Annotated in this window: 27 protein-coding genes; 16 read left to right on the top strand and 11 right to left on the bottom strand. The window is 69.4% G+C overall.

Features of this window, described 5'->3' with window-relative positions:
* The 3 genes from MFF22_RS24015 to MFF22_RS24005 form a co-directional block, all read right to left on the bottom strand.
* On the bottom strand, positions 1-193 hold a 193-nt coding region (locus MFF22_RS24015; RefSeq protein WP_238253247.1), incomplete at its 3' end, for a hypothetical protein.
* Between the two features lie 24 nt (positions 194-217).
* Positions 218-442: a Flp family type IVb pilin gene (locus MFF22_RS24010; protein ID WP_238253246.1), complete on the bottom strand. Its 225-nt coding sequence runs from the start codon at positions 440-442 to the stop codon at positions 218-220.
* 123 nt (positions 443-565) lie between these two features.
* Complete coding sequence (locus tag MFF22_RS24005) at positions 566-856, bottom strand: DUF3072 domain-containing protein (RefSeq protein ID WP_238253245.1); 291 nt, start codon at positions 854-856, stop codon at positions 566-568.
* A 124-nt stretch (positions 857-980) separates the two neighbouring features.
* On the opposite strand from MFF22_RS24005, the gene MFF22_RS24000 reads away from it, so the two are divergent.
* The 7 genes from MFF22_RS24000 (at position 981) to MFF22_RS23970 (ending at position 6,604) form a co-directional block, all read left to right on the top strand.
* Positions 981-1,514 carry a gluconokinase gene (locus tag MFF22_RS24000; RefSeq protein ID WP_238253244.1) on the top strand — a complete coding sequence of 178 codons (534 nt, stop codon included), beginning with the start codon at positions 981-983 and terminating at the stop codon, positions 1,512-1,514.
* Positions 1,511-2,317: a Cof-type HAD-IIB family hydrolase gene (locus MFF22_RS23995; RefSeq protein ID WP_238253243.1), complete on the top strand. Its 807-nt coding sequence runs from the start codon at positions 1,511-1,513 to the stop codon at positions 2,315-2,317. Before MFF22_RS24000 ends, MFF22_RS23995 begins: the two co-directional genes overlap by 4 nt.
* Before the next feature lie 171 nt (positions 2,318-2,488).
* On the top strand, positions 2,489-3,445 hold the full coding sequence (locus tag MFF22_RS23990) for a lytic transglycosylase domain-containing protein (RefSeq protein ID WP_238253240.1): 957 nt from the start codon (positions 2,489-2,491) through the stop codon (positions 3,443-3,445).
* A 269-nt stretch (positions 3,446-3,714) separates the two neighbouring features.
* On the top strand, positions 3,715-4,635 hold the full coding sequence (locus tag MFF22_RS23985) for a helix-turn-helix transcriptional regulator (protein WP_283206210.1): 921 nt from the start codon (positions 3,715-3,717) through the stop codon (positions 4,633-4,635).
* Positions 4,636-4,846: 211 nt separating this feature from the next.
* Positions 4,847-5,704: a serine O-acetyltransferase gene (gene cysE, locus MFF22_RS23980; RefSeq protein WP_238253237.1), complete on the top strand. Its 858-nt coding sequence runs from the start codon at positions 4,847-4,849 to the stop codon at positions 5,702-5,704.
* 102 nt (positions 5,705-5,806) lie between these two features.
* Positions 5,807-6,019 (top strand): DUF3126 family protein, encoded by a 213-nt coding sequence (locus tag MFF22_RS23975; protein ID WP_238253236.1) that lies wholly within the window; start codon positions 5,807-5,809, stop codon positions 6,017-6,019.
* A gap of 255 nt (positions 6,020-6,274) precedes the next feature.
* Positions 6,275-6,604 carry a DUF6949 family protein gene (locus tag MFF22_RS23970; RefSeq protein ID WP_238253235.1) on the top strand — a complete coding sequence of 110 codons (330 nt, stop codon included), beginning with the start codon at positions 6,275-6,277 and terminating at the stop codon, positions 6,602-6,604.
* 18 nt (positions 6,605-6,622) lie between these two features.
* On the opposite strand, the gene MFF22_RS23965 is transcribed toward MFF22_RS23970, so the two are convergent.
* Complete coding sequence (locus tag MFF22_RS23965) at positions 6,623-7,357, bottom strand: transglutaminase-like cysteine peptidase (RefSeq protein WP_370877620.1); 735 nt, start codon at positions 7,355-7,357, stop codon at positions 6,623-6,625.
* Between the two features lie 329 nt (positions 7,358-7,686).
* On the opposite strand from MFF22_RS23965, the gene MFF22_RS23960 reads away from it, so the two are divergent.
* A complete protein-coding gene (locus MFF22_RS23960) occupies positions 7,687-7,959 on the top strand; it encodes a hypothetical protein (RefSeq protein WP_238253234.1) in 273 nt (90 codons plus the stop codon).
* On the opposite strand, the gene MFF22_RS23955 is transcribed toward MFF22_RS23960, so the two are convergent.
* From MFF22_RS23955 to MFF22_RS23925, 7 genes are all read right to left on the bottom strand, one after another.
* Complete coding sequence (locus tag MFF22_RS23955) at positions 7,960-8,592, bottom strand: transglutaminase-like cysteine peptidase (RefSeq protein ID WP_238253233.1); 633 nt, start codon at positions 8,590-8,592, stop codon at positions 7,960-7,962.
* A 223-nt stretch (positions 8,593-8,815) separates the two neighbouring features.
* Entirely contained in the window at positions 8,816-10,546 is a 1,731-nt protein-coding gene (locus MFF22_RS23950) for an AMP-binding protein (RefSeq protein WP_238253232.1), read from the bottom strand.
* A gap of 228 nt (positions 10,547-10,774) precedes the next feature.
* Entirely contained in the window at positions 10,775-11,548 is a 774-nt protein-coding gene (locus tag MFF22_RS23945) for an enoyl-CoA hydratase (RefSeq protein WP_238253231.1), read from the bottom strand.
* 14 nt (positions 11,549-11,562) lie between these two features.
* The gene (mmsB, locus tag MFF22_RS23940) at positions 11,563-12,459 is read right to left on the bottom strand and encodes a 3-hydroxyisobutyrate dehydrogenase (RefSeq protein WP_238253228.1); all 897 of its coding nucleotides are present in this window, start codon (positions 12,457-12,459) and stop codon (positions 11,563-11,565) included.
* 235 nt (positions 12,460-12,694) lie between these two features.
* Positions 12,695-13,735 (bottom strand): enoyl-CoA hydratase/isomerase family protein, encoded by a 1,041-nt coding sequence (locus MFF22_RS23935; RefSeq protein WP_238253227.1) that lies wholly within the window; start codon positions 13,733-13,735, stop codon positions 12,695-12,697.
* Positions 13,735-14,877 carry an acyl-CoA dehydrogenase family protein gene (locus MFF22_RS23930; protein ID WP_238253226.1) on the bottom strand — a complete coding sequence of 381 codons (1,143 nt, stop codon included), beginning with the start codon at positions 14,875-14,877 and terminating at the stop codon, positions 13,735-13,737. Before MFF22_RS23930 ends, MFF22_RS23935 begins: the two co-directional genes overlap by 1 nt.
* Positions 14,878-15,216: 339 nt before the next feature.
* Positions 15,217-16,713 carry a CoA-acylating methylmalonate-semialdehyde dehydrogenase gene (locus MFF22_RS23925; RefSeq protein WP_238253225.1) on the bottom strand — a complete coding sequence of 499 codons (1,497 nt, stop codon included), beginning with the start codon at positions 16,711-16,713 and terminating at the stop codon, positions 15,217-15,219.
* Between the two features lie 285 nt (positions 16,714-16,998).
* Here MFF22_RS23925 and MFF22_RS23920 point away from each other — a divergent pair, with 285 nt between their 5' ends.
* The 8 genes from MFF22_RS23920 (at position 16,999) to MFF22_RS23885 (ending at position 25,939) form a co-directional block, all read left to right on the top strand.
* Positions 16,999-17,967, top strand: coding sequence for a LysR family transcriptional regulator (locus MFF22_RS23920; protein ID WP_238253224.1), 969 nt, complete (start codon positions 16,999-17,001; stop codon positions 17,965-17,967).
* A 372-nt stretch (positions 17,968-18,339) separates the two neighbouring features.
* Positions 18,340-19,656, top strand: a complete 1,317-nt coding sequence (ispG, locus tag MFF22_RS23915; RefSeq protein ID WP_238253223.1) for a flavodoxin-dependent (E)-4-hydroxy-3-methylbut-2-enyl-diphosphate synthase — start codon at positions 18,340-18,342, stop codon at positions 19,654-19,656.
* Between the two features lie 225 nt (positions 19,657-19,881).
* Positions 19,882-21,849, top strand: a complete 1,968-nt coding sequence (locus tag MFF22_RS23910) for a potassium transporter Kup (protein ID WP_238253222.1) — start codon at positions 19,882-19,884, stop codon at positions 21,847-21,849.
* 14 nt (positions 21,850-21,863) lie between these two features.
* On the top strand, positions 21,864-22,133 hold the full coding sequence (locus MFF22_RS23905) for a type II toxin-antitoxin system VapB family antitoxin (RefSeq protein ID WP_370877619.1): 270 nt from the start codon (positions 21,864-21,866) through the stop codon (positions 22,131-22,133).
* Positions 22,133-22,504: a type II toxin-antitoxin system VapC family toxin gene (locus MFF22_RS23900; protein WP_238253221.1), complete on the top strand. Its 372-nt coding sequence runs from the start codon at positions 22,133-22,135 to the stop codon at positions 22,502-22,504. Before MFF22_RS23905 ends, MFF22_RS23900 begins: the two co-directional genes overlap by 1 nt.
* Before the next feature lie 61 nt (positions 22,505-22,565).
* Positions 22,566-22,901 (top strand): DUF6968 family protein, encoded by a 336-nt coding sequence (locus MFF22_RS23895; protein ID WP_238253220.1) that lies wholly within the window; start codon positions 22,566-22,568, stop codon positions 22,899-22,901.
* Positions 22,902-23,111: 210 nt separating this feature from the next.
* The gene (locus MFF22_RS23890; protein ID WP_238253219.1) at positions 23,112-23,588 is read left to right on the top strand and encodes a (2Fe-2S)-binding protein; all 477 of its coding nucleotides are present in this window, start codon (positions 23,112-23,114) and stop codon (positions 23,586-23,588) included.
* On the top strand, positions 23,585-25,939 hold the full coding sequence (locus MFF22_RS23885) for a xanthine dehydrogenase family protein molybdopterin-binding subunit (RefSeq protein ID WP_238253218.1): 2,355 nt from the start codon (positions 23,585-23,587) through the stop codon (positions 25,937-25,939). The genes MFF22_RS23890 and MFF22_RS23885 overlap by 4 nt, the downstream gene beginning before the upstream one ends.
* The last annotated feature ends 51 nt before the right edge of the window (positions 25,940-25,990 follow it).

Genomic DNA, 25,990 nt, shown 5'->3' with positions numbered 1-25,990 from the left:
CCGACAGCGCCGTCGCGGCGAGAAGCATGATCGGGGTGGTTCGCATCCGGACGATGTCCATGGGTCTGGCCGTTGCCGTGCCTACCGCATGGGCAGCGGAGTGTCCGTAGCGGGCCTGCCACACCGGCGGTTGCACGCGGGGCTGGGGTGTTTCATCCCCGCTCCCCACGCTTTCCCGGCCTGCGAAGGCCATGGGATGCGCTCGAGAGAGGTGCGCTCAGTAGACCTGGGCCATGGTGCTGCCGATCTGGCCGTAGACCCCGTCCAGCTTCGAGCCGTAGAGCTTGAGGGACCCAGCGATCACGGCGAAAATCAGGCCACCGATCATCGCATATTCCAGGGCCGTTGCCCCGCCGGCATCGTCCTTGAAACGCCGGAACGCCGCACGCGCGAAGCTAAGGCGCGGGGAGGGTCTGGCTGCGTCCGTGATCGGCTCGCTCATCGTCCGTGAATCCGTTCACCCGCCCGGCCCCCGGTCGATCCGGGGGCCGGGCGATGAGACCCGTTGCTAACCCATAGGAATTTCCGTCGGCTTAACGGGATCGCCAAGGGACGCGGCTGCCCCTCAAGCGTGGCCGGCCTTATGACGCAGGGCGTCGATGCGCTTGGAGGCCTCGGCCTTGTCCAGGCCGTCGTCGAAGGCGTCGGGCTCCTTGGCCTCCTCGGAGAGGGTCTTCAGGTAGGACGCCTGAGCCCCGGTCATGGGCTCACCGCCGGTGGTCCACTGGTCGGGGTCCTTGATCTGGTTCGAGCTGTCCTTGGGATCGATCTTGGGGTTCTCCGCATGGGCTTCGCCCTTGTCGTCGGTCCCGGCGGTGCTCTTGGAAGCAGCGTTCTTGGAGGCGGTATTGGCCATAGGGCTCACTCGTTCCTGAAATGTTCTGGTGAACGCGGGGCGAGCGGCGCGGTTCCTTCCGGATCCGGGATGCCGGGGCGTCATCCCCACCCTAATAAAGGGACGGTGGCGCGTCGGAGGACCGATGGACGGGATGAAGGCGGCTCAGGTCCTCGTGGTGATGGGCGTGTCCGGGTCCGGCAAGAGCACGGTCGCCGCCTTGGTGGCCGAACGGCTGGGCTGGATCTTCGTGGACGGCGACAGTTTCCATACCCCCGAGCACATCGCCAAGATGCATGCCGGCCAAGCCCTCGACGACGAGGACCGTGCCCCGTGGCTTGCCCGGATCGCCACCTGGATCCGCCAGCGCCTGGAGGCGGACGAATCGGGGGTCATCGTCTGCTCGGCCCTGCGCCGGACCTATCGCGACATCCTCACCGGCGGCAGCCGCCGGGTCCGGATCGTCTACCTCGAGGGGGACCGGGAGGTGATCGCCCGCCGTCTCGCCCACCGGCACGGGCACTTCATGCCGCCGGGCCTCCTCGACAGCCAGTTCGCAGTCCTCGAACCCCCCGGGCCCGACGAGCACCCGATCACCGTGGGCATCCTCGCACCGCCCGAGGCGGTGGCCGAGCACGTCCTCGCCCGCCTTAACGAAACCGGAGGAGTCTCGGCATGAAGGCGGACGGCATCCAACTCGTCGTCTCCGACGTCGACGGTACCCTCGCCACTTCCGACAAGACCTTCACGGCGGCCACCGTGGCGGCGGTGGGGCGCCTGCGGGCGGCGGGGATCGGCTTCACCATCGCCTCGGCGAGGCCGCCCATCGGCCTGCGCAACCTCGTGGCGACATTGGGCCTCGACCTGCCGATGGGCGCCTATAACGGGGCCACCGTCGTCGGCCCGGACCTCGCGGTGATCGAGGAGCGGCGCCTGCCCGCCCCCGTGGGCCGCGAGGCGATGGAGCGCCTGTCGGCGGAGGGGCTGGATGTCTGGGTCTTCGCCCGGGGCGCATGGTACCTGCGCGACCCGCAGGGGCCCTACGCGGATCTGGAACGCCGCACCCTCGATGCGGAACCGCGGGTAACGGAGGATCTGGCCGGTCTCCTGGACGAAGCCTCGAAGATCGTGGGCGTCAGCCGCGACCACGCCCTGCTGGCCGCCTGCGAAGGCCGGCTGCAGGGGGCGCTGGGCGAGCGGGCTACGATCCACCGGTCGCAGGCCTACTACCTCGACGTGACCCCGCCCGGCCTCGACAAGGGCCAGTTCGTCGCGTGGCTGAGCCGGCATCTCGCGATCCCGTCGGAGCGCATCGCCACCTTCGGCGACGCCGCCAACGACCGGCCGATGTTCGCCCGGAGCGGCTTCTCCGTCGCGATGGGCAATGCCGACGAGGCGGTGAAGGCCGCCGCCCGCGCCGTCACCCGGGACAACGATTCGGACGGGTTCGCCCACGGGGTCGAGGCGTTCATCCTGCCCTGAGGCAGGAAGCCTGTGGCCTACCGGGCACAGGGGTGGGCTGGCGGCCGATAAGGCGGGATGGCGGGTGTCCGACCCCTCTTCCGCCCCCTCACCGCCGGCTCGGGGCCGTTTTCCGGCCTCATTTTCCGGTGACCTAGCTTGACCATAGAACAAGCAAGACCGGGTCTCGGAATGCACCGCCTCTTCCTTGCTGCCGCCATCGCGGTCGCCCCAGCGACCGCCTTTGCCCAGACGGCGCGCGACAACATCGACGCGCTGATCGAGCAGCAGGCCAAGGCCAACGGAGTGCCGGCAAGCTTCGTGCATGCCGTCGTGAAGCGCGAGAGCAACTACAACCCCAACGCCAAGGGCGGCAGCGCGCTTGGCCTCATGCAGATCAAGCACGCCACCGCCAGGGCGCTGGGCTATACCGGCGATCCGGCGGGGCTGTACGACCCCGAGACCAACCTCCGCTACGGCGTCGCCTATCTCGCAGGGGCCTACCGCACCGCGCAGGGCAACATCCACCAAGCCTATCAGTACTATAACCGGGGCTACTATTACGCCGCCAAGCGGCAGGGCGTGCCGACGGTGGTCGCCTCCACGATGGCGCCGGTCGCAGCCTCCGCCAGCGCCCTGGCCAGCTTCTTCACCGGCACGCCGACCCCGTCGGATGCCGCGGGCGTCCCGGGCGCCCTGGCCTATGCCGCCGCGGAGCCGCCGGCCGCTTCCGTCGAGGTGCCCCTGCCGCCCCGCCGCCCTGCCGCCCTCGCCGGGGATGCGCAGGTCCAGTACGCGAGCCTGACGACCGACATCCGGTCCACCGGCGCCGCCCCGCAGGCCGCGATGCAGGCCGCCGTCGAATCGGTCGAGGTGCCCCTGCCGCCCCGCCGGCCCGATGGGCTGGCCGCCGCGTCCACCCCCGCCGCCTTCACCGAGCTGCGCCTGTCGTCCCCGGCCTCCGCCACGACCGACCTCTCCGCGCCCGCCGCCGCGACGGCCGAGGCAGCGTCCGCTCAGGCGGAGGCCATCGCCGTTCCGCTCCCGCCCCAGCGGCCCTCCGCGAAGCTTTTGGCCCTGGCGGCCATGCCCCGGCCCGCCGCCGGTGCCGGTCTCGTCCGGGAAGCCGTCGCCCTTCCGGCACAATAGTCCGCTGCCAGCATTCTCCGCATGGGGCTCCGCTCCTGTCCCCGCCAATCCTTTCCCCGCCGAGACTTGCCGCGAGGCTTGACCATCGGGACGTTCCGCAACACATAGACACGACGCCGGTATCGGGGCCACAGAGCCTCCTGCGCCTCTCAGGGGCGGCGGCGACAACATCGAATTTATCGGGGTAGGGTTACGCTGGTCTTCGCTCGGATGATCCGTTGCGGGCCTGCCCTTCCTTGCCGGGGGGCCGGCCTGCGGCGCATATCCGGGTGGGGCGGCGTTCCCGAAACGGCAGGAAAGCGAACGGCGCTATGGCCGGCGTGATCGAACAGGAGACACTCTTCCTCGCGGATCTCGGCCGCAGGGTGCGCCATGCGCGCACGGTCCGGGGCCTCTCGCGGAAGGTGCTGTCGCAGCTGTCGGGGTTGTCCGAGCGATACATCGCCCAGCTCGAGGGTGGTCAGGGCAACGTCTCGATCATCCTGCTGCGGCGGGTGGCCAACGCGATGGGCGTGCGCCTCGACGACCTCATCACCGGGGACGATGCCCACTCCGACTGGCCGGTGATCCGGGACCTGCTGTCCCACGCGAATCCGGCTCAGATCACGGCGGCCAAGGACATCCTGTCCGGCGGCAACCGCAACGAATCGGCGGGAGGGGCGCGCGTCGCCCTGATCGGCCTGCGGGGCGCCGGCAAGTCCACCCTGGGCAAGCTCGCGGCGGAACGGCTCGGCTGGACCTTCGTGGAGCTGAACGCGGAGATCGAGCGGGAGAACGCCCTGTCGGTGCGGGAGATCTTCGCGATCTACGGCCAGGAAGGGTACCGCCGGCTGGAGCAGGCCGCCCTGCGCCGGCTCACCGAGCATCCCGGCCCGCTCATCCTGGCGACGAGCGGCGGCATCGTCGCCGAGCCGCTGACCTACGATCTGCTGCTTCAGGCGTTCTACACGGTCTGGCTGCGCGCCCGGCCGGAGGAGCACATGAACCGCGTACGGGAGCAGGGCCACCTGCCGACGACGGGGGACCATGCCTCCGCGATGCAGGAACTGCGTGCCGTCCTGGCGAGCCGCGAGCCGCTCTATGCCCGGGCCGCCGCCCAGGTCGACACGTCCGACATCCCGGTGCCGGTGATGCTCGACCGCCTGACGGCGGCGATCGAGACCCGCTTCGGTCTCGCCAAGGCGGGGTGACAGGACGCCGCCGCGCACCAGCCCTGCGGAGTCCGCACCCTTGATCGGGGCGTAGCAGCGCCCCACGCTAAAGTCCCGGGTTCCCAAAGGGCCGGGCCCTTTGGTGGGGTCCAGGGGCAAGGCCCCTGGGAACCGCAGGGCACCGCCCTGCACCCGCCAAAGGGCCCGGCCCTTGGGAACCCTGATTTTCGAGCAACACGGGCGCGGGACCATGAGCGCAAGTCCAGCCTTCACCGCGACGGGCCAGTCCAGGGACCTCTCCGTGTGCGATCCCGTCTGGTCGCGGGTCCGCGGCGAGGCCGAGGAGGTGCTGCAGACAGAGCCGCAGCTCGCCTCGCTAATGGTCGCCACCATCCTCAACCATCCGACCCTGGAGGGGGCGGTCTCCCACAGGGTCGCCGCTCGGCTCGGGCACCCGTCCCTGCCGGCGGAGCTGATCGCCCACGCCTTCCACGAGGCGATCCAGGCGGATCCGTCCATCGGCGCCGCCTTCCGCGCCGATATCGGCGCGGTGATCGACCGGGACCCGGCGACCCTGCGCGCCCTGGAGCCGGTGCTGTACTTCAAAGGCTTCCATGCCCTGCAGGCCCACCGCCTCGCCCACCACGTGTGGACCCGGGGGCGGCGGGACCTCGCCCTCTACCTCCAGAGCCGCGTCTCGGAGGTGTTCCAGTGCGACATCCACCCCGCGGCGCGGATCGGCCGGGGCGTGTTCCTCGACCATGCCACCGGCCTCGTGGTCGGCTCCACGGCGGTGATCGAGGACGACGTGTCGATCCTGCACGCGGTCACCCTCGGGGGCACCGGCAAGCAGCGGGGCGACCGGCATCCGAAGATCCGCCGGGGCGTCATGATCGGGGCCGGGGCCAAGATCCTCGGCAACATCGAGGTCGGGGCCTGCGCCCGGGTCGCCGCCGGCTCGGTGGTGCTGCGGCCGGTCCCGGCGAACACCACGGTGGTGGGCGTGCCCGCCCGCGTCGTCGGCACGGCCGGTTGCGACGATCCGGCCCGGGCGATGGACCAGCTTGTGGCGATCGACGCCTTCATCCATGTCGGCGAAGGGATCTGAGGGCCTGACGGGCGGTTCCGCGTCGGGCGACGCTTGCGGCGGGGGGCCCGCCGTGGCAAGCGCTGCCCCCTCGCTCCTCGCCGCCAGCGGAGAATTGACAGCGTGACGAAATCTGAGATCGCGAAGCTGCAAGCCTACATGCGCCGCACCTTCGCGAACACCAACATTCGCCTCACGGCCATGAAGACCGGCGACACCGCCGAAGTCTTCATCGGCGAGGAATCGATCGGCGTGATCGCGGACGACAAGGAAGACGGCGACGATTCCTTCGTGTTCCGCATGGCGATCCTCGACATCGATCTCGAGGACGTCTGAAACACAGCGGTTCGCCCGCTTCTGCGGACGGGTCCGCCAGAGCCCCGGTGGACCCGTCCATCGGGGCCACCGCGCTGCCCCCACCGTGCAGCGCGATGAACTTCATAGATGGCGGCAAGGCGGCCGGACCAAGCTTGGCAGTTCTGCTGAGGCAGGCTCGAGCGGCCTGTGAACAGTTAACGCTAAGTAAACTCTCCGCTTAACGTTTGATAAACGATGCGGCACAGTGCGCGGGTCATTCCGGGACCGCGTGCCATGCCCCTCAGCCCCGCTGCCGTCGACTCGCTGCGCACCCTGTGCATCGGCCTCGCCCTGTCGGGGCTGCTGGCGAGTTCCTTCGAGCTCTTCGCCGCCCGGCGGGCAAGCTTCACCCTGTTGGAGCGGGGCGGCTTCTCCGCGGTGGCGGCCCTGCCTCTGCTGGCCTTCTCGGCTCCGTTCATCATCCTGCGCAACACCGTACGCGGCCGGCGCATCGAGGGGCGCCCCTTCCCCTTCGTGATGCTGGCGACGATGGTCGCCTGCGGCTGGGGCCTCGTCTCCGGGCGCGTGGCCCTGAACTTGGCTTCGATGATCGTCGGGGTGTGATGGAGTAGGATTCGCCGGTCAGGGTTCGGCGGTGGCGACCTTCGCATCCATGCTGGGACGCCGGTTCCTGTCCTTGTCCGTCTCCTCCAGGGAGACCCAGGCCGGCCCCTCCTGGCCGGCCCGCTTGATGAAGGTATAGGGCACCCTCTTCCACGGGCGGATCTCGTCGGTCTTGTTGTCGAGGATGAAGTCGCCCCGGTCCGTGCGGACGGTGAGCACGGCATGGCCCTCGTTGATCTCGTCGATCACCACGGTCATCAGCAGCGCCCGCCGGGGCAGGCCGCGCTCAACGAGCATGCGCCGCTTGAGGAGCTGGTAGTCCTCGCAATCGCCGAACCCGTCATCGGGGAAATCCCAGCGGTCGGTCACACCCCAATGGGCCAGATCGGTCATCGGCCTGATTCGGGCGTTCACCCGGGTATTCACGCTGCGCAGGGTCCGCCAGACCGCGAGCGTCAGGGGAATCGCCCTCGGCTCGCCGGGATCGACGGCGCATTCCTCCGGCATCCGGCGGCAGAAATCCGTCCAGCCGGCGATGCTCCGGGTCGGTTCGCCCCCCGTGGCGGCGGCGACGCCATCCGGCAGATCGCGCCCGCGGTGGGCATGGGTCGTGGCGCTACCCAGCGTCAGGAGAAGGCCGACCATGGCGAAGCTCGCCGTTTGGCGACCCCGGTCGCGGAGGGCGCCGCCGTGCCATCGGCCGGTGGTCCAACCGCCGAAGGGAAACCCTGGGACGACCGCTCCTTCGCCCATGCCAGACCCCGTGTCGCATGACGACGGGGAAAGCTTGCACGCTCCAGTTGCGCACACAACTGAAAAATGAACGCGAAATAACCCCCGGCACGGACAAGGAGTTCCAGTCATAGATATGTTTTTGAATCAGGCTTCCGGACACAGCCATGCGTTGCGGTAATACCGGCGTTGCGGCCTAGCCGATAACTCGTTCGATCCCTTGGCCTTACCGTCCTTTGCCGGCTTGAGACGCGCTGCGGGCCAAGGCCTCGCTGCATCGCTCCATCGACCATCGTCGCAAGAATGCGGCCACGGGACGGCACCGTGCCCGAGGAACCGAGGACACCCCCATGCAGCCCGCCATCCAGCAGGTGATCAGAGCCCTCGCCGAGGATGGACGGGCCGGAGCCCTCGGGATCGCGGAGCACGCGGTGAACGCCTATCTCGAAGGCGCCCCGACGGCGGGGGACCGGACCCTCTCCCGGGACATCCTGATTCGCGACCTCGCCTCCCTGCGCGGAGTCGCGCCGCATCTGGCTGGGTTCATCGGCCGGGTCGAGACTTACGTTGCCGGCCTCACGACAGTGGATCTGTCCCGGTCGGACCTGCCACGCGCCGCGTGATCAGCGGTTGGCGGTCGTCACCGGGGAGGTGGCGCCCCCCAGGGACACCCAGGCCACGGTATCCTGGCTCTCGCGCTTGATGAAAACGTAGCCCGTGCGGTGCCACGGCAGAATCGTGTCGGTCTTGTTGTCGAGGACGAGGTCGCCCCGGTCGGTGATCAGCGTCAGGACCGCGTGGCCCTCGCCCTTCTCGTCGATGACGACCGTCATGCGCATGGCCCGGCGGGGCAGCCCGGCTTCGGCCAGCAGGTGGCGCTTGAGAAGCTGGTAATCCTCGCAGTCGCCGATGCCGTCCTCGGCGAGGTCCCACCGGTCGGCGACGTGGAGATGCTCCATGTCGGTCATGGGTTCGACCGACTTGTTGATCCGGCGGTTTACCGAGACGATCATGGCCCACACGGCGGGGGTGAGGGCGATCCGCGCCGGCTCGTTCCGGTCCACGGCGCATTCGGCGGCGTAGCTCTCGCAGAACGTCACCCAGGCCGCGATGGGCCGCGCCTCGGCCTTCGGGACGATCCCGGGCTCGGCGGGCAGGCTCGCCAGAACCTGGGCCTGCGCGCCCGCGGCGGAGGCCGCAAGCGCCAGCGCGGCGATCACCGTTCCCCGCAAGGCCCTCAGAAAACCGGCGCTCATCGCGTGCAATCCCGTGCTCCGTGAACCCAGGATTGCGCCTTCCCGCCTCCATCGCCCTGAAGCGAATGCGGACAATTTTACGGATCGGCCGCCCGCCCGCACCCTCCGCGGGGCAAGGTCGATGCGGACCTCGCCGGATCGGCTAATTCCTTCGTAATGCGGAAGGGGCCCGGAAACCTTGACGGTTCCTGCGCTCGCCCATCACCGCCAAGGTGAGGGGGCGTCAGCCCGCCGTCTGGTCTGGTTTTCTCTCGGCCTCGCCCTTCAGTTCCGGGAAATCGGCCTGGGTGAAGGCCATCCCGCGGTAGGGGTCGTCGGTCACGCCGTCGTGCTCCAGGCGGCGCAGCTGCACCCGGCGGATCTTGCCGGAGATGGTCTTGGGCAGTTCCGCCACGAATTCCAGGGCGCGCAGGCGCTTGAAGCCCGCGAGCTTGGCGTTGGTGAAGCGGAAGATGTCGAGGGCCGCCTCGGGCCCCGGCGTCCCGGCGGCGGTGAGCAGCACGTAGGCCTTGGGGATCAGGTAGCGGAGGGGGTCGGGCACCGGCACGATCGCCGCCTCAGCGACGAGGGGGTGCTCGATCAGCACGCTCTCCAATTCGAAGGGGCTGATCCGGTAGCCCGAGGATTTGAACACGTCGTCGGCCCGGCCGACGAAGGTGTAGCAGCCATTCCCGTCCACGAAGGCGACGTCGCCGGTGCGGTACAGGTCGCCATCGGCCCCGGAGAGGTGGCCGCGCCCGTCGTCGTAGCCCTGCATCAGGCCGGCGGGGCGGTGGGCGCCGAGTTCGAGGCAGACCTCGCCCTCGCGCGCCGGCTCGCCGTCGGCATCGAGCACCCGCACCCGGTAGCCGGGCAGCGGCCGCCCGAGGGCGCCGGGCACCACCGGCTGGCCCGGCGTGTTGGCCATTAGCGCCGTCGTCTCGGTCTGGCCGTAGCCATCGCGGATGGTGAGGCCCCAGGCGGATTTCACCCGCTCGATCACCTCAGGGTTCAGGGGCTCCCCGGCGGCGCAAACCTCGCGCAAGGTCAGGTCGCGGCCGTCGAGCCGCTCCTGGATCACCATGCGCCAGACGGTGGGCGGGGCGCAGAGGGTCGTCGCCCCGGTCTTTTCCAGTTGGTTCAGGAGGACGCCCGCGTTGAACGGAGCTTGGTTAATCACGAGGATCGTCGCCCCCGCGTTCCAGGGGGCGAAGAACGAGGACCATGCGTGCTTGGCCCAGCCCGGCGAGGACACGTTGCAATGCTGGTCGCCGGGCTGGAGCCCGAGCCAGTACATGGTGGACAGGGCCCCCACCGGATAGGACCGGTGGCTGTGGCGCACCAGCTTCGGCTTCGCCGTGGTGCCGGAGGTGAAATAGAGGATCAGCGGGTCCTCAGGCCCCGTCGGCGCATCGGGGGTGAAGGTGTCCACCTCGGCGAAGGCGTCGTCATGGGCGAGCCAGCCCTCCGCCGCCGGTCCGGTGACGATGCGGACGATGCCCCCCGTGTCGAGCCCGGCGAATCGCGGCAGCTGCTCCGGCCCCGCAACGATGGCCCTGGCCCGGCCGCGCTCGAGCCGGTCGGCGAGTTCCTCGGCGGTGAGCAGGGTGGTCGCGGGGATCACCACGATGCCGAGCTTCATGGCGGCCAGGAAGGTCTCCCACAGGGCCGGGACGTTGCCGAGCAGCAGGAGCAGGTGGTCGCCGCGCTTCAGCCCGAGGCGGGCGAGGCGGTTGGCGACTTGGTTGGAGCGGCGGCTCAGCTCGCCGAAGGTCAGGGACAGCTCGGCCCCCGTGGCCGCCTCGACGATGCGGAGCGCCGGCCGGTCGGGGAACTCGGCGGCGAGGCCGGCATCGAACCAGTCCAGCGCCCAGTTGAACGGCACGGGCTCGGGCCACGCAAACTCCGCGATCGCCGCGGCGTAATCCGTGCGGCGGGCCAGCAGCAGGTCGCGGGCCTCCCTGAAGCTCGGCATGTGTATCCTCCCCTTCGTGATCGTCGAATGTGACCTGATCTCCTCCCCCGGTGGGAGGCCCGTTCATCCCACCCTTGTCCCTCATCCTGAGGTGCCGCGTCAGCGGCCTCGAAGGAGACATCCAGAGGGCTCGGCGATCCCTGGAGCCCTCCTTCGAGGCCCGCCTGCGGCGGGCACCTCAGGATGAGGGGGAGGGCGGGATGTCCGGCCGGGAATGGAGCGGCCCCGTCACCGATGTGAAAACGTCGCCGGGCGCTTCTCCACGAAGGCGGCCATGCCTTCCTTCTGGTCCTCGGTGGCGAACATGGCGTGGAACACCCGCCGCTCGAAGCGCAGGCCCTCGGCGAGGGTGGTCTCGTAGGCGCGGTTCACCGCCTCCTTGGTCATCATCGCCCCGGGCTTCGACATGCCAGCGATGGTGGCGGCCGTCTTCACCGCCTCCTCGACCAGTTCCGCCGCCGGGACGATCCGCGAGGCGAGGCCGCAGCGCTCGGCCTCGGCGGCGTCCATCATGCGCCCGGTCAGGCACATCTCCATGGCCTTGGCCTTGCCGATGAAGCGCGCGAGGCGCTGGCTGCCGCCCATGCCGGGCATGACGCCCAGCTTGATCTCCGGCTGCCCGAACTGCGCCGTGTCGGCGGCAAGGATGAAGTCGCACATCATGGCGAGCTCGCAGCCGCCACCCAGCGCATAGCCCGCCACCGCCGCGATCACCGGCGTGCGCACCGCGTTGAACCGGTCCCAGTCGGAGAAGCGGTCCTTGCCGTAGACCTCGGCGTAGGAAAGGTGCTGCATCTCCTTGATGTCGGCGCCGGCGGCGAAGGCCCGCTCAGAGCCGGTGATCACGATGCAGCCGATCCCGTCATCGACATCGGCCTCCGTCACCGCCGCGATCAACTCGGCGGTGAGCTGAGCGTTGATGGCGTTGAGCGCCTTCGGCCGGTTGAGGGTGACGAGGCGCACCCGCCCCCGGGTTTCGGTGAGAATCGTCTCGTAGGCCATCACGCCTCCTCCCCTTATTGCTGCCCTTGCCCTTGCCCCCGGAGCATATGGATGATGGCGGAAAAGTCCTCACCCCCGTGGCCGAGGCCGTCGAACAGGCCGTAGATCTGTGCGGCCTCCGCGCCCAGGGGCGTGGAGGCTCCGGCGGCGATGGCCGCGGCCTGGGCGAGGCGCAGGTCCTTCAGCATCAGCGCGGCGGCGAAGCCCGGCTTGTAGCCGGTGTTGGCCGGGGAGGTCGGCACCGGGCCGGGCACCGGGCAATAGGTGGTGAGCGACCAGCACTGCCCGGACGAGACGGAGGCGACGTCGTAGAGGGCCTCATGCGACAGGCCGAGCTTCTCGCCGAGCGCGAAGGCCTCGCAGACGCCGATCATCGAGATGCCGAGGATCATGTTGTTGCAGATCTTGGCCGCCTGACCGGCCCCCGCCTCACCGCAGTGGAACACGTTCTTGCCCATGACCTTCAACAGGGGCTCGGCCGCGGCGAAGGCGTCGCCGCTTCCCCCGGCCATGAAGGTGAGCGTGCCGGCCCTGGCACCCCCGGTCCCGCCGGAGACCGGAGCGTCGACGGAGAGGCAGCCCCGTGCGTTCGCGAGGGCGTGGGCCTTGCGGGCGCTCTCCACGTCGATGGTGGAGGAATCGATGAGCAGCGTGCCGGCGGGAAGCGCACCGGCGAGTTGCGTCCAGACGTCGATGACGTGCCGGCCGGCGGGGAGCATGGTCACCACCGCGTCGGCCCCCTCGACGGCCTCCAGGGCCGAGGCGGCCACCGCGATGCCCGCATCCCGGGCGGCGTCGAGGGAGGCCGGGGCGAGGTCGAAGCCGCGCACGCTGTGCCCCGCCTTCACGAGGTTGGCGGCCATCGGCCCGCCCATGTTGCCGAGCCCGACGAAGCCGATCGTCCGTGCCATGGTGATGTCCTCCCGTTTTTCTCTCGGTTCTTCCCCACTCCCCGCCTGCGGGGAGAGGCCCGCTGACACCTTGTCGTGTCGGCGGAAAGCGAAAGGCGAAGCCGGAGCGGCGGTGAGGGGGCTCACCGGATCGGGCGCGTTCGGCACCCCCCTCACCCCCGGCTGCCGCCTCGCTTCGGCGACGACGAGGTCGCCGAAGCCCTCTCCCCGCAAGCGGGGAGAGGGGATGCCTACCTCACACCGGCCCGGTCCGGTCCTTGGTGAACACCGGCTCCGCCCGGGTCTCCAGCCACCGGGCGATCCGGGCGGGATCGACCGCGGCGAGACTCGCCGGGTTCCAGCGGGGGGTCTTGTCCTTGTCGATCACCGCCGCGCGGATGCCCTCACGAAAATCGCCCTCCGCGAGCAGCGCCAGGGAGGCATGGAACTCCCGCTCCAGGCAGGCTTCCAGGCTCGGCGCCACCCGGCCGAGGCGCAGCAGGCAGAGGGTCAGCACGAGGCTCGACGGCGCCTTGGTGAGGAGCACCGTCCTGGTCTCCGCGGCGAAGTCCGAGCCGTCCGCGGCGAGGGCGGTGAGGATCTCGTCCACCCCATCGTAGGCGAAGCAGCGGTCGATCACCGGGCGGTGGGCGGACAGCGGCGCCGGGCCGGGATCCTGCCTCAAGCGGGCGATGGCCGACGGCACGTCCTCGCCGGCGGTCAGAGCGGCCGCGAGGTCCGGCACGGCGGCGCAGGGCATGAACGCATCGGCCATGCCGCAGAGGATGGCGTCGGCGGCGCCGATCTGTGCGCCGGTCAGGCCGAGATAGGTGCCGAGCTCGCCGGGCGCCCGGGGCAGCAGCCACGTCCCGCCGACATCGGGAAAGTAGCCGATGCCGGTCTCGGGCATGGCGACACGGGAGCGCTCGGTGACGATCCGGTGGGCGGCGTGCCCGGAAAGTCCGACGCCACCGCCCATGGTGATGCCGTCCATCACCGCCACGAAGGGTTTTTCGTATCGGCTGATGCGCGAATCGAGGCGGTACTCGTCCCGCCAGAAGTCCTCGGCGAAGGCGGTCTCGTTCTCGTAGAGGGAACGCAGATCGCCCCCCGCGCAGAGGGCGCGCTCGCCCTCGCCGGTCAGGAGAACCGCCGTCACGGCCGGGTCGGCCGCGAACCAGTCCAGGGCCCTGTCGATCAGCCCGACCATCGGATGGTTCAGGGCATTCAGCGCCTTCGGCCGGTTGAGGCGGATGCGCCCCAGATGGCCTTCGACATCGACGATCACCTCGTCCATCAGCGGTCCCCGATCAGGGCGCGGGCGACGATCACCCGCATGATCTCGTTGGTCCCCTCCAGGATTTGGTGCACCCGCAGGTCCCGGACGATTTTTTCGATGCCGTACTCGGCGAGGTAGCCGTAGCCGCCATGCAGCTGCAGCGCTTGGTTGGCCACCTCGAACGCGGCATCGGTGACGTAGCGCTTGGCCATGGCGCAGAGCTGCGTCGCCTCGGGGGCCTTGGCGTCCAGCGCCCGCGCGGCATGGTGCAGGAAGGTCCGCGAGACGGTGAGCGCCGTCTGCATGTCGGCGAGCCGGAACTGCAGGGCCTGGAAGTCGGTGAGCTTCGCCCCGAAGGCCCGGCGGTCACCCATATAGGCGAGCGCCTTGTCGAGCGCCGATTGCGCCCCGCCGAGGGAACAGGCGGCGATGTTGATGCGGCCCCCGTCGAGCCCGCTCATGGCGATCCGAAAACCTTCGCCCTCGGCGCCGAGGCGGTTGGCCACCGGCACCCGGCAGCCGTCGAAGCGGACGGCGCGGGTGGGCTGGGCGTTCCAGCCCATCTTGCGCTCGTTGGCGCCGAAGGAGAGACCGGGCGTGTCCTTCTCGACCAGCACGGCCGAGACGCCCTTCGGCCCGGGGCCGCCGGTGCGGACCATGCAGAGGTAGAGGTCGGCGGCGCCGGCGCCGGAGATGAACTGCTTCTCCCCGTGGAGCACGTAATGGTCGCCGTCCCGCTCAGCGCGGGTGCGGAGCGCCGCCGCGTCGGAGCCGGAGCCCGGCTCGGTGAGGCAGTAGCTCGCGATGGTGTCCATGGCCGTCAGGCCGGGGAGGAAGCGGGCGCGCTGCGCGTCGGAGCCGTAGGCGTCGACCATCCAGGCGCACATGTTGTGGATCGACAGGAAGGCCGCCACCGTCGGGCAGCCCATCGCCAGGGCCTCGAAGATCAGCGCCGCCTCGATCCGCCCGAGCCCGGTGCCGCCGGAGTCCTCGCGGACATAGATCGCCGCCATGCCGAGCCCGGCTGCTTCGCGCAGGGTCTCGACGGGAAACGTCTTGGTCTCGTCCCATGCGAGGGCGTGGGGGGCGATATGGTCGGCCGCGAAGGCGGCGGCCATGTCGCGGATCGCGGTGTGGTCCTCGTCGAGGCCGAATGGCATGGGTGGTCCTCCCCGTCCCGGAACCAAGCGCGGGTTCGCCCTTCTCCGCAAGCAGGGGGCGGCTGCATCATCGCCCCCAACCCTCGCCCTCATCCTCATCCTGAGTGTTTGACCAAGAAGCAGGCGGTTCTTTCACCCTCGCCCTCATCCTGAGGTGCCGGAGCGCAGCGGAGGCCTCGAAGGAGGGCTCCAGGGATCGCAGCGCAGTCTGAAGCCCTCCTTCGAGGCCGCTCCGCGGCACCTCAGGATGAGGGGGAGTGAGGGAAGGAATCGACTTTCCAGACAGCCTCTCAGGATAAGGGCCAGGGTGGGATCAACCCCGGCCCCCGATGCTGCGTCCTACCGCATCGTCGGGATCGAGAACTCCGCGCCGCTCTTGATGCCGGAGGGCCAGCGCTGGGTCACGGTCTTGGTCTTGGTGTAGAAGCGGATCGAGTCCGGCCCGTGCTGGTTCAGGTCGCCGAAGCCGGAGCGCTTCCAGCCGCCGAAGGTGTGGTAGGCGATCGGGACCGGGATCGGCACGTTCACGCCGACCATGCGGGTGTTCACGCGGGTGGTGAAGTCCCGGGCGGCGTCGCCGTCCTGGGTGAAGATCGCGACACCGTTGCCGTACTGGTGGGTCGAGGGCAGGGCCAGCGCCTCCTCGTAATCCTTGGCCCGGACCACCGAGAGCACCGGCCCGAAGATCTCCTCCTTGTAGATCGTCATGTCCGGCGTCACCCGGTCGAACAGCGAGCCGCCGAGGTAGAAGCCGTTCTCGTAACCCTGGAGCCTGAAGCCGCGGCCGTCGACGGCCAGCTGCGCGCCTTCGCGCACGCCCGTCTCGATGTAGCCGCGGACCTTCTCCACCGCCTCGCGGGTGACGAGGGGGCCGTAATCCGCCGCCTCGTCATGGGACGGGCCGATCTTCAGGCTCTCTACCCGGGGGATCAGCCGCTCCATCAGCCGGTCGGCGGTCTTCTCGCCCACCGGCACCGCCACCGAGATCGCCATGCAGCGCTCACCGGCCGAACCGTAGCCGGCGCCGATCAGGGCATCGACCGCTTGGTCCATGTTGGCGTCGGGCATGACGATCATGTGGTTCTTGGCGCCGCCGAAGCACTGGGCGCGCTTCCCCGTCTGCGCGGCGCGGACATAGATGTACTCGGCGATGGAGGACGAGCCGACGAAGCCGACGGCGGCGATGTCCTCGTCGTCGAGGATCGCATCCACGGCTTCCTTGTCGCCGTTCACGACGTTGAGGATGCCCGGCGGCAGCCCGGCCTCCAGGAAGATTTCGGCGATGCGCATGGGCACGCCCGGATCGCGCTCGGACGGCTTGAGGATGAAGGCGTTGCCGCAGGCGATGGCCGGGGCGCATTTCCAGAGGGGGATCATCGCCGGGAAGTTGAACGGCGTGATGCCAGCCACCACGCCGAGCGGCTGACGCAGGGAATAGACGTCGATGCCGGGGCCGGCGCCTTCGGTGTACTCGCCCTTCAGCAGGTGCGGGATGCCGCAGGCGAACTCCACCACCTCGACGCCGCGCTGGATGTCTCCCTTGGCATCGGGGACGGTCTTGCCGTGCTCGGAGGCCAGAAGCTCGGCGAGTTCCTGATTGTAGCCGCGGATCAGCTCCAGAAAGCGCATCATCACCCGGGCGCGCTTCTGGGGGTTGGTCGCCGCCCAGGCCGGCTGGGCCGCCTTGGCGTTCTCGATGGCGGCGCGCATCTCGGCCTTGCTGGCGAGCGCGACCTTAGCCTGGACCTCGCCGGTCGAGGGATGGAACACGTCCGCCGTGCGGCCGCTCTCGCCGTTCACGGTCCGGCCGCCGATGAAATGCCCGACATTGCGCATGGCGTATCTCCCTGTGATTCGAGCCGTATCGGCTTTTGCCGGGACACTAACAGGACCGGCTGAGCGATAAAGCTGGACCGGCTCGCATCCGTCGTGCATCGATGCACGGTGCCGGATCGATGCACCCTCTCGCCAACCCCCTCATCCTGAGGTGCCGGCGCGCAGCGGCGGCCTCGAAGGAGGGCTCCAGAAAGCCCGGTGCTGACTGGAGCCCTCCTTCGAGGCGGCTTCGCCGCTCCTCAGGATGAGGAGGTGAGCGGGAGGCAATGCCCCTGAGAGGCCTCTATGGTCGCCCGAAAAACCGCCGGAAGCTGGGACGACCTGCGCTTCTTCCTGGCAGTGGCCCGCACGGGAACACTCAGCGCCGCCGCCGCTCAGACGGGCACCGAGCACACCACCGTCGGCCGCCGTATCCGCGCCCTCGAAGAAACGCTGGACACCAGGCTCTTCCACCGGAGCAATGTCGGCTACGCCCTGACGGAGGCGGGCGAGGAGTTGCTTCCCGCCGCCGAGGGGATGGAGAGCGCCTTCCTGTCGGCCAGCGCCGCGGCGGAGGCGGCCCACACCGTCTCCGGCACGGTGCGGATCGGCGCCCCGGACGGGTTCGGCAGCGTGTTCCTGGCGGCGCGGATGCACAAGCTCACGGTCCGGCATCCGGGGCTGGAGGTGGAGATCATGGCTACCGCCCGGATCTTCAGCCTGTCGAAGCGGGAGGCCGACATCGTGGTCAGCCTGTCGCCGCCGCAGCAGGCGCGGGTGGTGGCCCGGCGGCTCACCGATTACCGGCTGTTCGTCTACGGCGCCGACTCGTACCTCGCCGACAGGCCGCCGATCCGCAGTCAGGCCGACCTCGAAGGGCATCCCTTTGTCGGCTACATCGAGGACATGCTGTTCACGCGGGAGCTGAACTACCTCGGCGCCCTGGGGCCGGCGGTGGCGGCCCGGTTGCGCTCGACGAACCTGCTGGCGCAGGTGCATGCGACGCTGGCAGGAGCCGGCCTGTGCATCCTGCCCGCCTTCATCGCCGCCGCCCATCCGGGGCTTCGCGCGGTCCTGCCGGAGGCGGTCTCGCTCACCCGGGCGTTCCACATGCACATCCACGAAGACCACCGGCAGGCGGCCCATATCCGCGCGGTCGCAGCCTTAATCGCGGGCGAGGTCGAGGCGGCGCGGGAGCTGTTCGCGGGGACGGGTATCCCGGCCTCCTCAGGGGGGATCGTGGCGACAGTGATCCCTCCCTCTTCCTCATCCTGAGGTGCCCGCGTCAGCGGGCCTCGAAGGAGGGCTCCAGGGATCGCGCGACTGGCTGGAGACCTCCTTCGAGGCGGCTTCGCCGCACCTCAGGATGAGGGGGAGAACGGGATCAGCGTTTTGAAGGACACCGCATCCCGCATCGAGCGCTGCAGATCCCCGTCGCGCCCAGGTCACAGATGGCGCAAATCGCCCCACCAACCTCGACATCGCCCCGGGGATGGGACATGAGGCACCCGAAGCCGGCATGGACCGGGCCGACTTGATTCCGCGCCGCGCCGTTCGCAGCTAAGATGCTGCACAGGTCAGTTTTCGCGCTGCGCGGTCCCGGCATCGCATGCGCAAGACCCGGTGGAAGTCAGGAAAGCGGAAGTCATGGAAGCCCGCAGCGACAGCGAGAACCTCTTCACCGGCTCTCTCTCCGGCCTCGGCCCGGAGATCGCCGGTCCCACCCCGCGCCACCGCACGGTCGGCGTCAGGGTCGGCGAAGGCGAGGGCTCGGTCGTGGTGGGCGGCGGTGCCCCCATCGTCGTGCAGTCGATGACCAACACCGACACGGCCGATATCGACGGCACCGTGGCGCAGGTCTCGCAGCTCGCCCGGGCCGGGTCGGAGCTGGTGCGAATCACCGTGGACCGGGACGAGGCCGCCGCCGCCGTGCCGAAGATCCGCGAGCGCCTGGACCGGATCGGCGTCCACGTCCCGCTCGTCGGCGACTTCCACTACATCGGCCACAAGCTCCTGTCCGACCATCCGGCTTGCGCCGAGGCGCTGGCCAAGTACCGGATCAACCCCGGCAATGTCGGCTTCAAGGAGAAGAAGGACACCCAGTTCTCGACCATCATCGAGCAGGCGATCAAGTACGGGAAGACCGTGCGGATCGGCGCCAACTGGGGCTCGCTGGACGGTGAACTCCTCACCCACCTGATGGACGAGAACGCGAAATCCGCGCGCCCGATCGATGCCCGCGCCGTCATGCGCGAGGCGATGGTCCGCTCCGCGCTGGGCTCCGCCAAGCGCGCCGAGGAGTTGGGCCTCGGCAAGGACAAGATCATCCTGTCGGCCAAGGTCTCGGCGGTGCAGGACCTGATCGCGGTCTACCGGGAGGTCGCCCGCCGGTCGGACTATGCGATCCACCTTGGCCTGACCGAGGCGGGCATGGGCTCGAAGGGCATCGTCGCGGCCTCCGCGGCCATCGGCGTGCTGCTGCAGGAGGGCATCGGCGACACGATCCGTTACTCGCTGACCCCCGAGCCGGGCGGCGACCGGACGGTGGAGGTGAAGGTCGCGCAGGAACTGCTGCAGACCATGGGCTTCCGCACCTTCGTGCCCCTGGTCGCGGCCTGCCCCGGCTGCGGGCGCACCACCTCGACGACGTTCCAGGAGCTCGCCCGGGACATCCAGAACTGGATCACCACCTCCATGCCGGAGTGGAAGAAGACCTATCCCGGCGTCGAGGGGCTGAACGTCGCGGTGATGGGCTGCATCGTGAACGGCCCGGGCGAATCGAAGCACGCCGATATCGGCATCTCGCTCCCCGGCACCGGCGAGACCCCCACCGCCCCGGTCTTCATCGACGGCAAGAAGGCGATGACGCTCCGCGGTGCAACGCTGGCCAAGGATTTCGAGGGCATCGTCATCGACTACATCGAGCGCCGGTTCGGCCAAGGCTCGCGCAGCGCGGCAGAGTAAGGCTCGCGCAGCGCAGCGGGGGGAGGGGAGGGCTCCACGGCCACGCTGCGTAGCTGATCGCCTCGGCCCCTGGTTCCCGCTTGCACGGGGTCGTGATACTCAGGCGCCACGAACCCGAGGGCCGCCTAGCCCGGCGGATCTTTCGCGCCCCGATGCCCCCATGATCCGGATCGCGAAGAGCCGCACCGCGCGCCGCCGTCCGACCGGACAATTTCGACACCCCACATGACCCAGACTGCCGTACCGGGCCCCTCCGCCCAGCCTGATGCAGCGCCCGCGGAGACGGACGGGCCCGCGCCCTCCGGCGCCCTCGACTCGCCCGAGCGGGCCGAGACCCGGCATGGGAAGGCCGGGTTCTGGACGCTGCTCGTGGGGTCGGTCGGCGTCGTCTACGGCGACATCGGCACCAGCCCGCTCTACGCCTTCCGCGAGGCCCTGGGACCGGCCCGGGCCGACAGCATCCTCCTGCCGGAGGAGGTGCTCGGCACCGTCTCCCTCATCCTGTGGGCGCTGTTCCTGATCGTGACCGTGAAATACGTCGCGATCCTGCTGCGCATGGACAACAACGGGGAGGGGGGCATCCTCTCGCTCATGGCGCTCGCCCGCAAGGCGCTGGGCGGCTCCCGCATCGTCTTCATGCTCGGGTTGATGGGCGCGGCCTTGTTCTACGGCGACGCGGTGATCACCCCCGCCATCTCGGTGCTCTCGGCGGTGGAGGGCCTGAAGCTCGTCACCCCCACCCTGGACGACTACGTCCTGCCGATCACCGTGGCGATCATCCTCGCCCTGTTCCTGGTGCAAAACCGTGGCACGGCCAAGGTCGCGGCCTTCTTCGGGCCGATGACCATCGTCTGGTTCGTCGCCATGGCGGCGGTGGCGCTGCCGCACATCCACCTTCATCCGGAGGTGTTCCGGGCGGTCAATCCCTGGCACGCGGTGAACTACCTGCTGGGCCACGGCACCGGGGCCCTGGTGGCGCTGGGCGCCGTGTTCCTGGCGGTGACCGGGGCTGAGGCCCTGTTCGCCGACCTCGGCCATTTCGGGCGCAAGCCGATCCAGCTGGCCTGGATCGGCCTCGTCTTCCCGTCGCTGGCCCTCAACTACCTCGGCCAGGCCGCTCTGGTGCTGGAGAAGCCCGACACCTCCGACCCGTTCTTCCAGATGGTGCCGGCCTGGGGCCTGCTGCCGATGGTGGTGCTGGCCACCCTGGCCACCGTGGTGGCGAGCCAGGCGGTGATCACCGGGGCGTTCTCCCTGTCCAGGCAGGCGATCCAGCTCGGGCTGCTGCCGCGGCTCGAGATCCGCCACACCTCCGAATCCCATGCGGGGCAGATCTACCTGCCGCAGATCAACACCCTGCTGATGGTGGGGGTCGTGCTGCTGGCGGTCCTGTTCAAGACCTCGTCGTCGCTGGCCTCGGCCTACGGCATCGCCGTGACGGGGACGATGCTGCTCACCGCCTCCCTCACGTTCCTCGTGATGTGGCGGATGTGGAAGTGGTCGCCGGTCGCCGCGGCGGCGGCGATGCTACCCTTCATCGCCATCGAGTTCCTGTTCCTGCTCTCGAACCTCATCAAGGTGGTGGAGGGCGGCTACGTGCCCCTGCTGCTGGCCGGCGCCCTCATCATCCTGATGTGGACCTGGGTGCGGGGCGTGACGATCCTGTTCAATAAGACCCGCAAGACCGACGTGCCGCTGACCGAGCTGGTGGCGATGCTGGAGAAGAGCCCGCCCCACCATGTCCGCGGCACCGCGGTGTTCCTCACGAGCGACCCGGAGATCGCCCCGGCGGCCCTCCTGCACAACCTCAAGCACAACAAGGTGCTGCACGAGAAGAACGTGGTGCTCACGGTCGAGACCGTGGACACCCCCCGCTCGCGGGAGGCCGACAAGGTGCGTATCGACCCCGTGGGCCCGCATTTCTACCGGGTGGTGATGAAGTTCGGCTACATGGAGACGCCGAACATCCCCAAGACCCTGACCCTGCTGCGCCGCCAGGGCTTCAAGTTCGACATCATGGCGACGTCGTTCTTCCTGTCCCGCCGCTCGATCCGCCCGGCGGCCCATTCCGGCATGCCCCTCTGGCAGGACCGTATTTTCATTACCCTCGCGAAGAACGCCAACGACGCGACGGACTTCTTCCAGATCCCCACGGGCCGCGTGGTCGAGGTCGGGACGCAGGTGACGGTGTAACAGGGTTCCCTGGGGTGGATCGGCGGAAGGGTTTATCTCCTCCCTCCGTCGAGGAAATCGCTGTGCCCATTAACGTCAACAATCCCGAGGCCGAAGCGCTGACCCGCCGCTTTGCCACGATGGCAGGGGTCGGCATCACCGAGGCGATCGCACGCCGACATTGCCAGGAAACTCCGCAGGAGACCGGCGCGCGGCTGCGGGAGAGGCACGGAATCCGGCTCATCAAGACGGCCCGCCGACCGCTTCCCTCCGAAGCCTATGACGAGATGTGGGAAGGCCGCTGATGTTCGGCGATGCCTCTGCGATCGTCGCCCTCCTGGCGGATGAACCGGAGGCAGGACGTGTCTCGGCGGCGCTGACCGGCGCAAGCGACTGCATGACCTCACCAGTCGTGGTCCTGGAGGCGATCTTGGCGCTGGCCCGGCCCGACAAGTTCAATCTGACGGTCGAGGCTGTGCAGCCGATCGTCCCGGAATTCCTGGAAGCCCGGCGGATCGCGATCCGCGACCTGCCGCCGGCCGGAGAGACGACGGCTCTGACCCTCTCCGCCGCGCATCGTTTTCGCGCAGGCCGCCACGGGCTCACTCTCCGGCGATTGCCTGCCCTACGCCGCCGCACGGTCTTTCGGTGTCCCGATCCTCGCCACGGCGGATGAGTTCCGGAGGACCGACCTGGACACGGTCCCATAAGCGCGGCTGATTCGCGGAGGCGCGCTCATGGTCATCGCAGAACGGTCCCTCACCCTACGATCCGGACCGGTGGAACAGGGCGTTCCCATCGTGCTGCACGCACCGGAGAATGACGACGGCATGTGGATCTGCCGCTACACGATCGGCTGGCCCGAAGGGACGGAAGAGAGATTCGGTGCGGGGGTGGACGCCTTTCAGGCTCTGGACCTGGCGTTGAAAATGATTGGATGTCGCCTCTACGCCAGCGCCCATCACAAGTCCGGCACACTCTTCTTCGAGGAGCCCGGTACCGGTTACGGGTTTCCCGTTCCGAAGAATGTGCGCGCTATGCTGATCGGCCACGACAAGACGTTCGAGGGCTGATCCCAACGTCCCGTCACCGCGCCGGGAGCCAGGGGGCTCCACGTGCGCCAGCGCACCTGAGCGGTTGCAGTGCATTGCGGCCGAACCGCGGCCTCCTTAAACCCGTTCTAATTGAATGCATCCGCTGCATTCCCGCTTCCGGGAAGGTGCGCCCTCGGCCGCCGACCCCCTGGACCGCCCCTGCAAGCGGTCGAAATGCGAGGGACATCGATGATCAAGCTCACCGTGAACGGGGCTGCCCGCAGCTTCGACGGCGATCCCGACATGCCGCTCCTCTGGTACCTGCGGGACGAGGTCGGGCTCACCGGCTCGAAGTTCGGTTGCGGCGCGGCGCTCTGCGGCGCCTGCACCATCCACCTCGGCGGCACCGCCGTGCGCTCCTGCATCACCCCGGTCTCGGCGGCCGAGGGGCAGGAAGTCGTGACGATCGAGGGCCTGTCACCGGACGGGAACCACCCCGTGCAGGTGGCGTGGCGCGACCAGAACGTCGCCCAGTGCGGCTACTGCCAGTGCGGCCAGATCATGCAGGCCGCCTCGCTGCTCAAGGACACGCCCAAGCCCACCGACGCGCAGATCGACGACGCCATGAGCGGCAACATCTGCCGCTGCGGCACCTATCCGCGCATCCGCGCCGCCATCCACCAGGCCGCCGGCCAGAGCCCGGCCCCGCAGGGAGAGCGCCTGTGATCCACGAACTCAAGTTGATGGCCGAGCAAGAGGCCACGACCGCCGCCGGGTCCGCGACCCGTCCGGTGCTCGCCAATGTCAGCCGCCGGGGCATTCTCGGCGGCGCGGGGGCCCTGGTGCTCGCCCTGTCGCTGCGCTCCCCGGCCCGGGCCGACGAGACCCAGACCAAGGAGCAGAAGGAGCACAAGTACGGCGCCGACGGCATGCCGCATGGCTGGCGCGACGACCCGAAGGTATTCATCGCCATCGCCCCCGACGGCACCGTGACGGTGACGAACCACCGCTCCGACATGGGCCAGGGTGTGCGCACCTCCGTGGCCTTCACCGTGGCCGACGAGCTGGAAGCCGCCTGGCCGAAGGTGAAGGTGGTCCAGGCCTGGGGCGACGAGACCCGCTTCGGCAACCAGGACACGGACGGCTCGCGCTCGCTCCGCCACTTCTTCCAGCACTTCCGCCATGCCGGCGCGGCGATGCGGGCCATGCTCATCCAGGCCGCCGCCACGCAATGGGGCGTGCCGGCCGCCGAGGTCACGGCCACGAACCACACCCTCACCCACGCGAAGTCCGGCAGGACCCTCGATTACGGCGCGGTGGCACAGGCGGCGTCCGCGTTGCCGGTGCCCACCGACGTCAAGCTCAAGGACCCGAAGGATTTCCGCTATATCGGCACCGGCAAGGTCGGGCTGATCGACAACGTCGACATCACCACCGGCCGGGCCATCTACGGTGCCGACACCAAGCTCGACGGGATGCTCTACGCGGCTATCGCCCGCCCGCCGGTCTACGGCGGCACGGTGAAGTCGTTCGATGACAGCGCGGCCAAGAAGGTCGCGGGCGTCGTGAAGATCTTCAAGATCGCCGCTACGCCGATCCCCTCCGAGTTCATGCCGCTCGGCGGCGTCGCCGTGGTGGCCAAGAACACCTGGGCGGCCCTGAAGGCCCGCGAGGCCCTCAAGATCACCTGGGACGACGGTCCGAACGCCTCCTACGACACCGATGTCTTCCGCAAGGAGCTGGAGGCGGCGGCGCGCAAGCCCGGCAAGGTGGTGCGGACCCAGGGTGACGTGGACGCCGCCCTGGCCAAGGCCAACAAGAAGGTGGTCGCCGAGTACTTCGTCCCCCACCTCGTCCAGGCACCGATGGAGCCCCCGGCCGCCGTGGCGCGGGTGAAGGACGGCGTCTGCGAGGCCTGGGCCTGCACGCAGGGTCCTCAGGCGGCCAACGACCGGCTGATGAAGGCCCTCAACCTCCCCGACGACAAGGTCACGGTGCATGTGACGCTGCTCGGCGGCGGCTTCGGGCGCAAGTCCAAGCCCGATTACGTGGTCGAGGCGGCGCTCTGCAGCCGGGAGGTCGACGGGGCGCCGGTCAAGCTCGCCTGGACCCGCGACGACGACATCCACCACGGCTTCTACCACACCATCTCGGCCGAGCGGATCGAGGCCGGGCTGGACGACAAGGGCATGCCGGTGGCGTGGCTGCACCGCTCCTGCGCGCCGACGATCGGCTCGATCTTCGCGCCGGATCCGAAGCACGAGCTGCCGTTCGAACTCGGCATGGGCCTCGTGAACACCCCCTTCGCCATCCCCAACATGCGGATGGAGAACCCGGAGGCGGCAGCGCATGTGCGGATCGGCTGGTTCCGGTCGGTCTCGAACATCCCCCACGCCTTCGCGATCCAGTCCTTCGTCTCGGAGCTGGCCCACGAGGCAGGGCGGGACCCGAAGGACTACCTGCTGGATCTCATCGGCCCGGCCCGGACGATCGACCCGACCTCCATCGGCGACGTCTGGAACTACGGCGAGGATCCGTCCCGCTATCCCATCGACACGGGCCGCTTGCGGGGCGTGATCGAGGCCGCCGCCAAGGGCGCCGGCTGGGGTCGTGAGATGCCCAAGGGCCGGGGTCTGGGCATCGCCGGGCACTACAGCTTCGTCACCTACACGGCGGTCGCCGCCGAGGTAGAGGTGGATGAGAAGGGCCAGGTGAAGGTCCAGGCGATCGACATCGCCGTCGATTGCGGGCCTCAGGTGAACCCGGAGCGCATCCGCTCGCAGATGGAGGGCGCGGTGGTCATGGGGATGGGGCTCGCCCTCACCTCCGAGATCACCTTCAAGCAGGGCCGTGCCCAGCAGAACAACTTCGACGGCTACGAGATCATCCGGATCGACGCCGCCCCGAAGGTTGTTCGCGTCCATCTGGTGCCGACGGGGTCCTATGACGGGCCCCTCGGCGGTGTCGGCGAGCCCGGCGTTCCGCCGGTGGCGCCGGCCATCGCCAACGCGGTCTTTGCCGCGACGGGCCGCCGGATCCGGCAACTGCCGATCCGCGACCAGGCCGCCGGAGCCTGAACCCGGCCGCGATCCGGTGCGTTGGGCGCACGAGCGTTCTCCGCACCGGAT

The organism is Methylobacterium persicinum (genome assembly GCF_022179525.1).
GTDB lineage: Bacteria > Pseudomonadota > Alphaproteobacteria > Rhizobiales > Beijerinckiaceae > Methylobacterium > Methylobacterium persicinum.
The sequence above is the reverse complement of the archived record's forward strand: the minus strand, read 5'-3'. Positions and strand labels throughout refer to the sequence as shown.

Bases quoted from the DNA above. Each gene is read 5' to 3' on its own strand.
- mmsB (WP_238253228.1), bottom strand. From the start codon at position 12,459: ATGGCACGGACGATCGGCTTCGTCGGGCTCGGCAACATGGGCGGGCCG.
- MFF22_RS23895 (WP_238253220.1), top strand. From the start codon at position 22,566: ATGGTCATCGCAGAACGGTCCCTCACCCTACGATCCGGACCGGTGGAA.
- MFF22_RS23930 (WP_238253226.1), bottom strand. From the start codon at position 14,877: ATGCCATTCGGCCTCGACGAGGACCACACCGCGATCCGCGACATGGCC.
- MFF22_RS24005 (WP_238253245.1), bottom strand. From the start codon at position 856: ATGGCCAATACCGCCTCCAAGAACGCTGCTTCCAAGAGCACCGCCGGG.
- cysE (WP_238253237.1), top strand. From the start codon at position 4,847: ATGAGCGCAAGTCCAGCCTTCACCGCGACGGGCCAGTCCAGGGACCTC.
- MFF22_RS23925 (WP_238253225.1), bottom strand. From the start codon at position 16,713: ATGCGCAATGTCGGGCATTTCATCGGCGGCCGGACCGTGAACGGCGAG.
- MFF22_RS23965 (WP_370877620.1), bottom strand. From the start codon at position 7,357: ATGGGCGAAGGAGCGGTCGTCCCAGGGTTTCCCTTCGGCGGTTGGACC.
- MFF22_RS23935 (WP_238253227.1), bottom strand. From the start codon at position 13,735: ATGGACGAGGTGATCGTCGATGTCGAAGGCCATCTGGGGCGCATCCGC.
- MFF22_RS23955 (WP_238253233.1), bottom strand. From the start codon at position 8,592: ATGAGCGCCGGTTTTCTGAGGGCCTTGCGGGGAACGGTGATCGCCGCG.
- MFF22_RS23970 (WP_238253235.1), top strand. From the start codon at position 6,275: ATGCCCCTCAGCCCCGCTGCCGTCGACTCGCTGCGCACCCTGTGCATC.
- MFF22_RS23945 (WP_238253231.1), bottom strand. From the start codon at position 11,548: ATGGCCTACGAGACGATTCTCACCGAAACCCGGGGGCGGGTGCGCCTC.
- MFF22_RS23960 (WP_238253234.1), top strand. From the start codon at position 7,687: ATGCAGCCCGCCATCCAGCAGGTGATCAGAGCCCTCGCCGAGGATGGA.
- MFF22_RS24010 (WP_238253246.1), bottom strand. From the start codon at position 442: ATGAGCGAGCCGATCACGGACGCAGCCAGACCCTCCCCGCGCCTTAGC.
- MFF22_RS23900 (WP_238253221.1), top strand. From the start codon at position 22,133: ATGTTCGGCGATGCCTCTGCGATCGTCGCCCTCCTGGCGGATGAACCG.
- MFF22_RS24000 (WP_238253244.1), top strand. From the start codon at position 981: ATGGACGGGATGAAGGCGGCTCAGGTCCTCGTGGTGATGGGCGTGTCC.
- MFF22_RS23995 (WP_238253243.1), top strand. From the start codon at position 1,511: ATGAAGGCGGACGGCATCCAACTCGTCGTCTCCGACGTCGACGGTACC.
- MFF22_RS23920 (WP_238253224.1), top strand. From the start codon at position 16,999: ATGGTCGCCCGAAAAACCGCCGGAAGCTGGGACGACCTGCGCTTCTTC.
- MFF22_RS23950 (WP_238253232.1), bottom strand. From the start codon at position 10,546: ATGCCGAGCTTCAGGGAGGCCCGCGACCTGCTGCTGGCCCGCCGCACG.
- ispG (WP_238253223.1), top strand. From the start codon at position 18,340: ATGGAAGCCCGCAGCGACAGCGAGAACCTCTTCACCGGCTCTCTCTCC.
- MFF22_RS23890 (WP_238253219.1), top strand. From the start codon at position 23,112: ATGATCAAGCTCACCGTGAACGGGGCTGCCCGCAGCTTCGACGGCGAT.
- MFF22_RS23990 (WP_238253240.1), top strand. From the start codon at position 2,489: ATGCACCGCCTCTTCCTTGCTGCCGCCATCGCGGTCGCCCCAGCGACC.
- MFF22_RS23910 (WP_238253222.1), top strand. From the start codon at position 19,882: ATGACCCAGACTGCCGTACCGGGCCCCTCCGCCCAGCCTGATGCAGCG.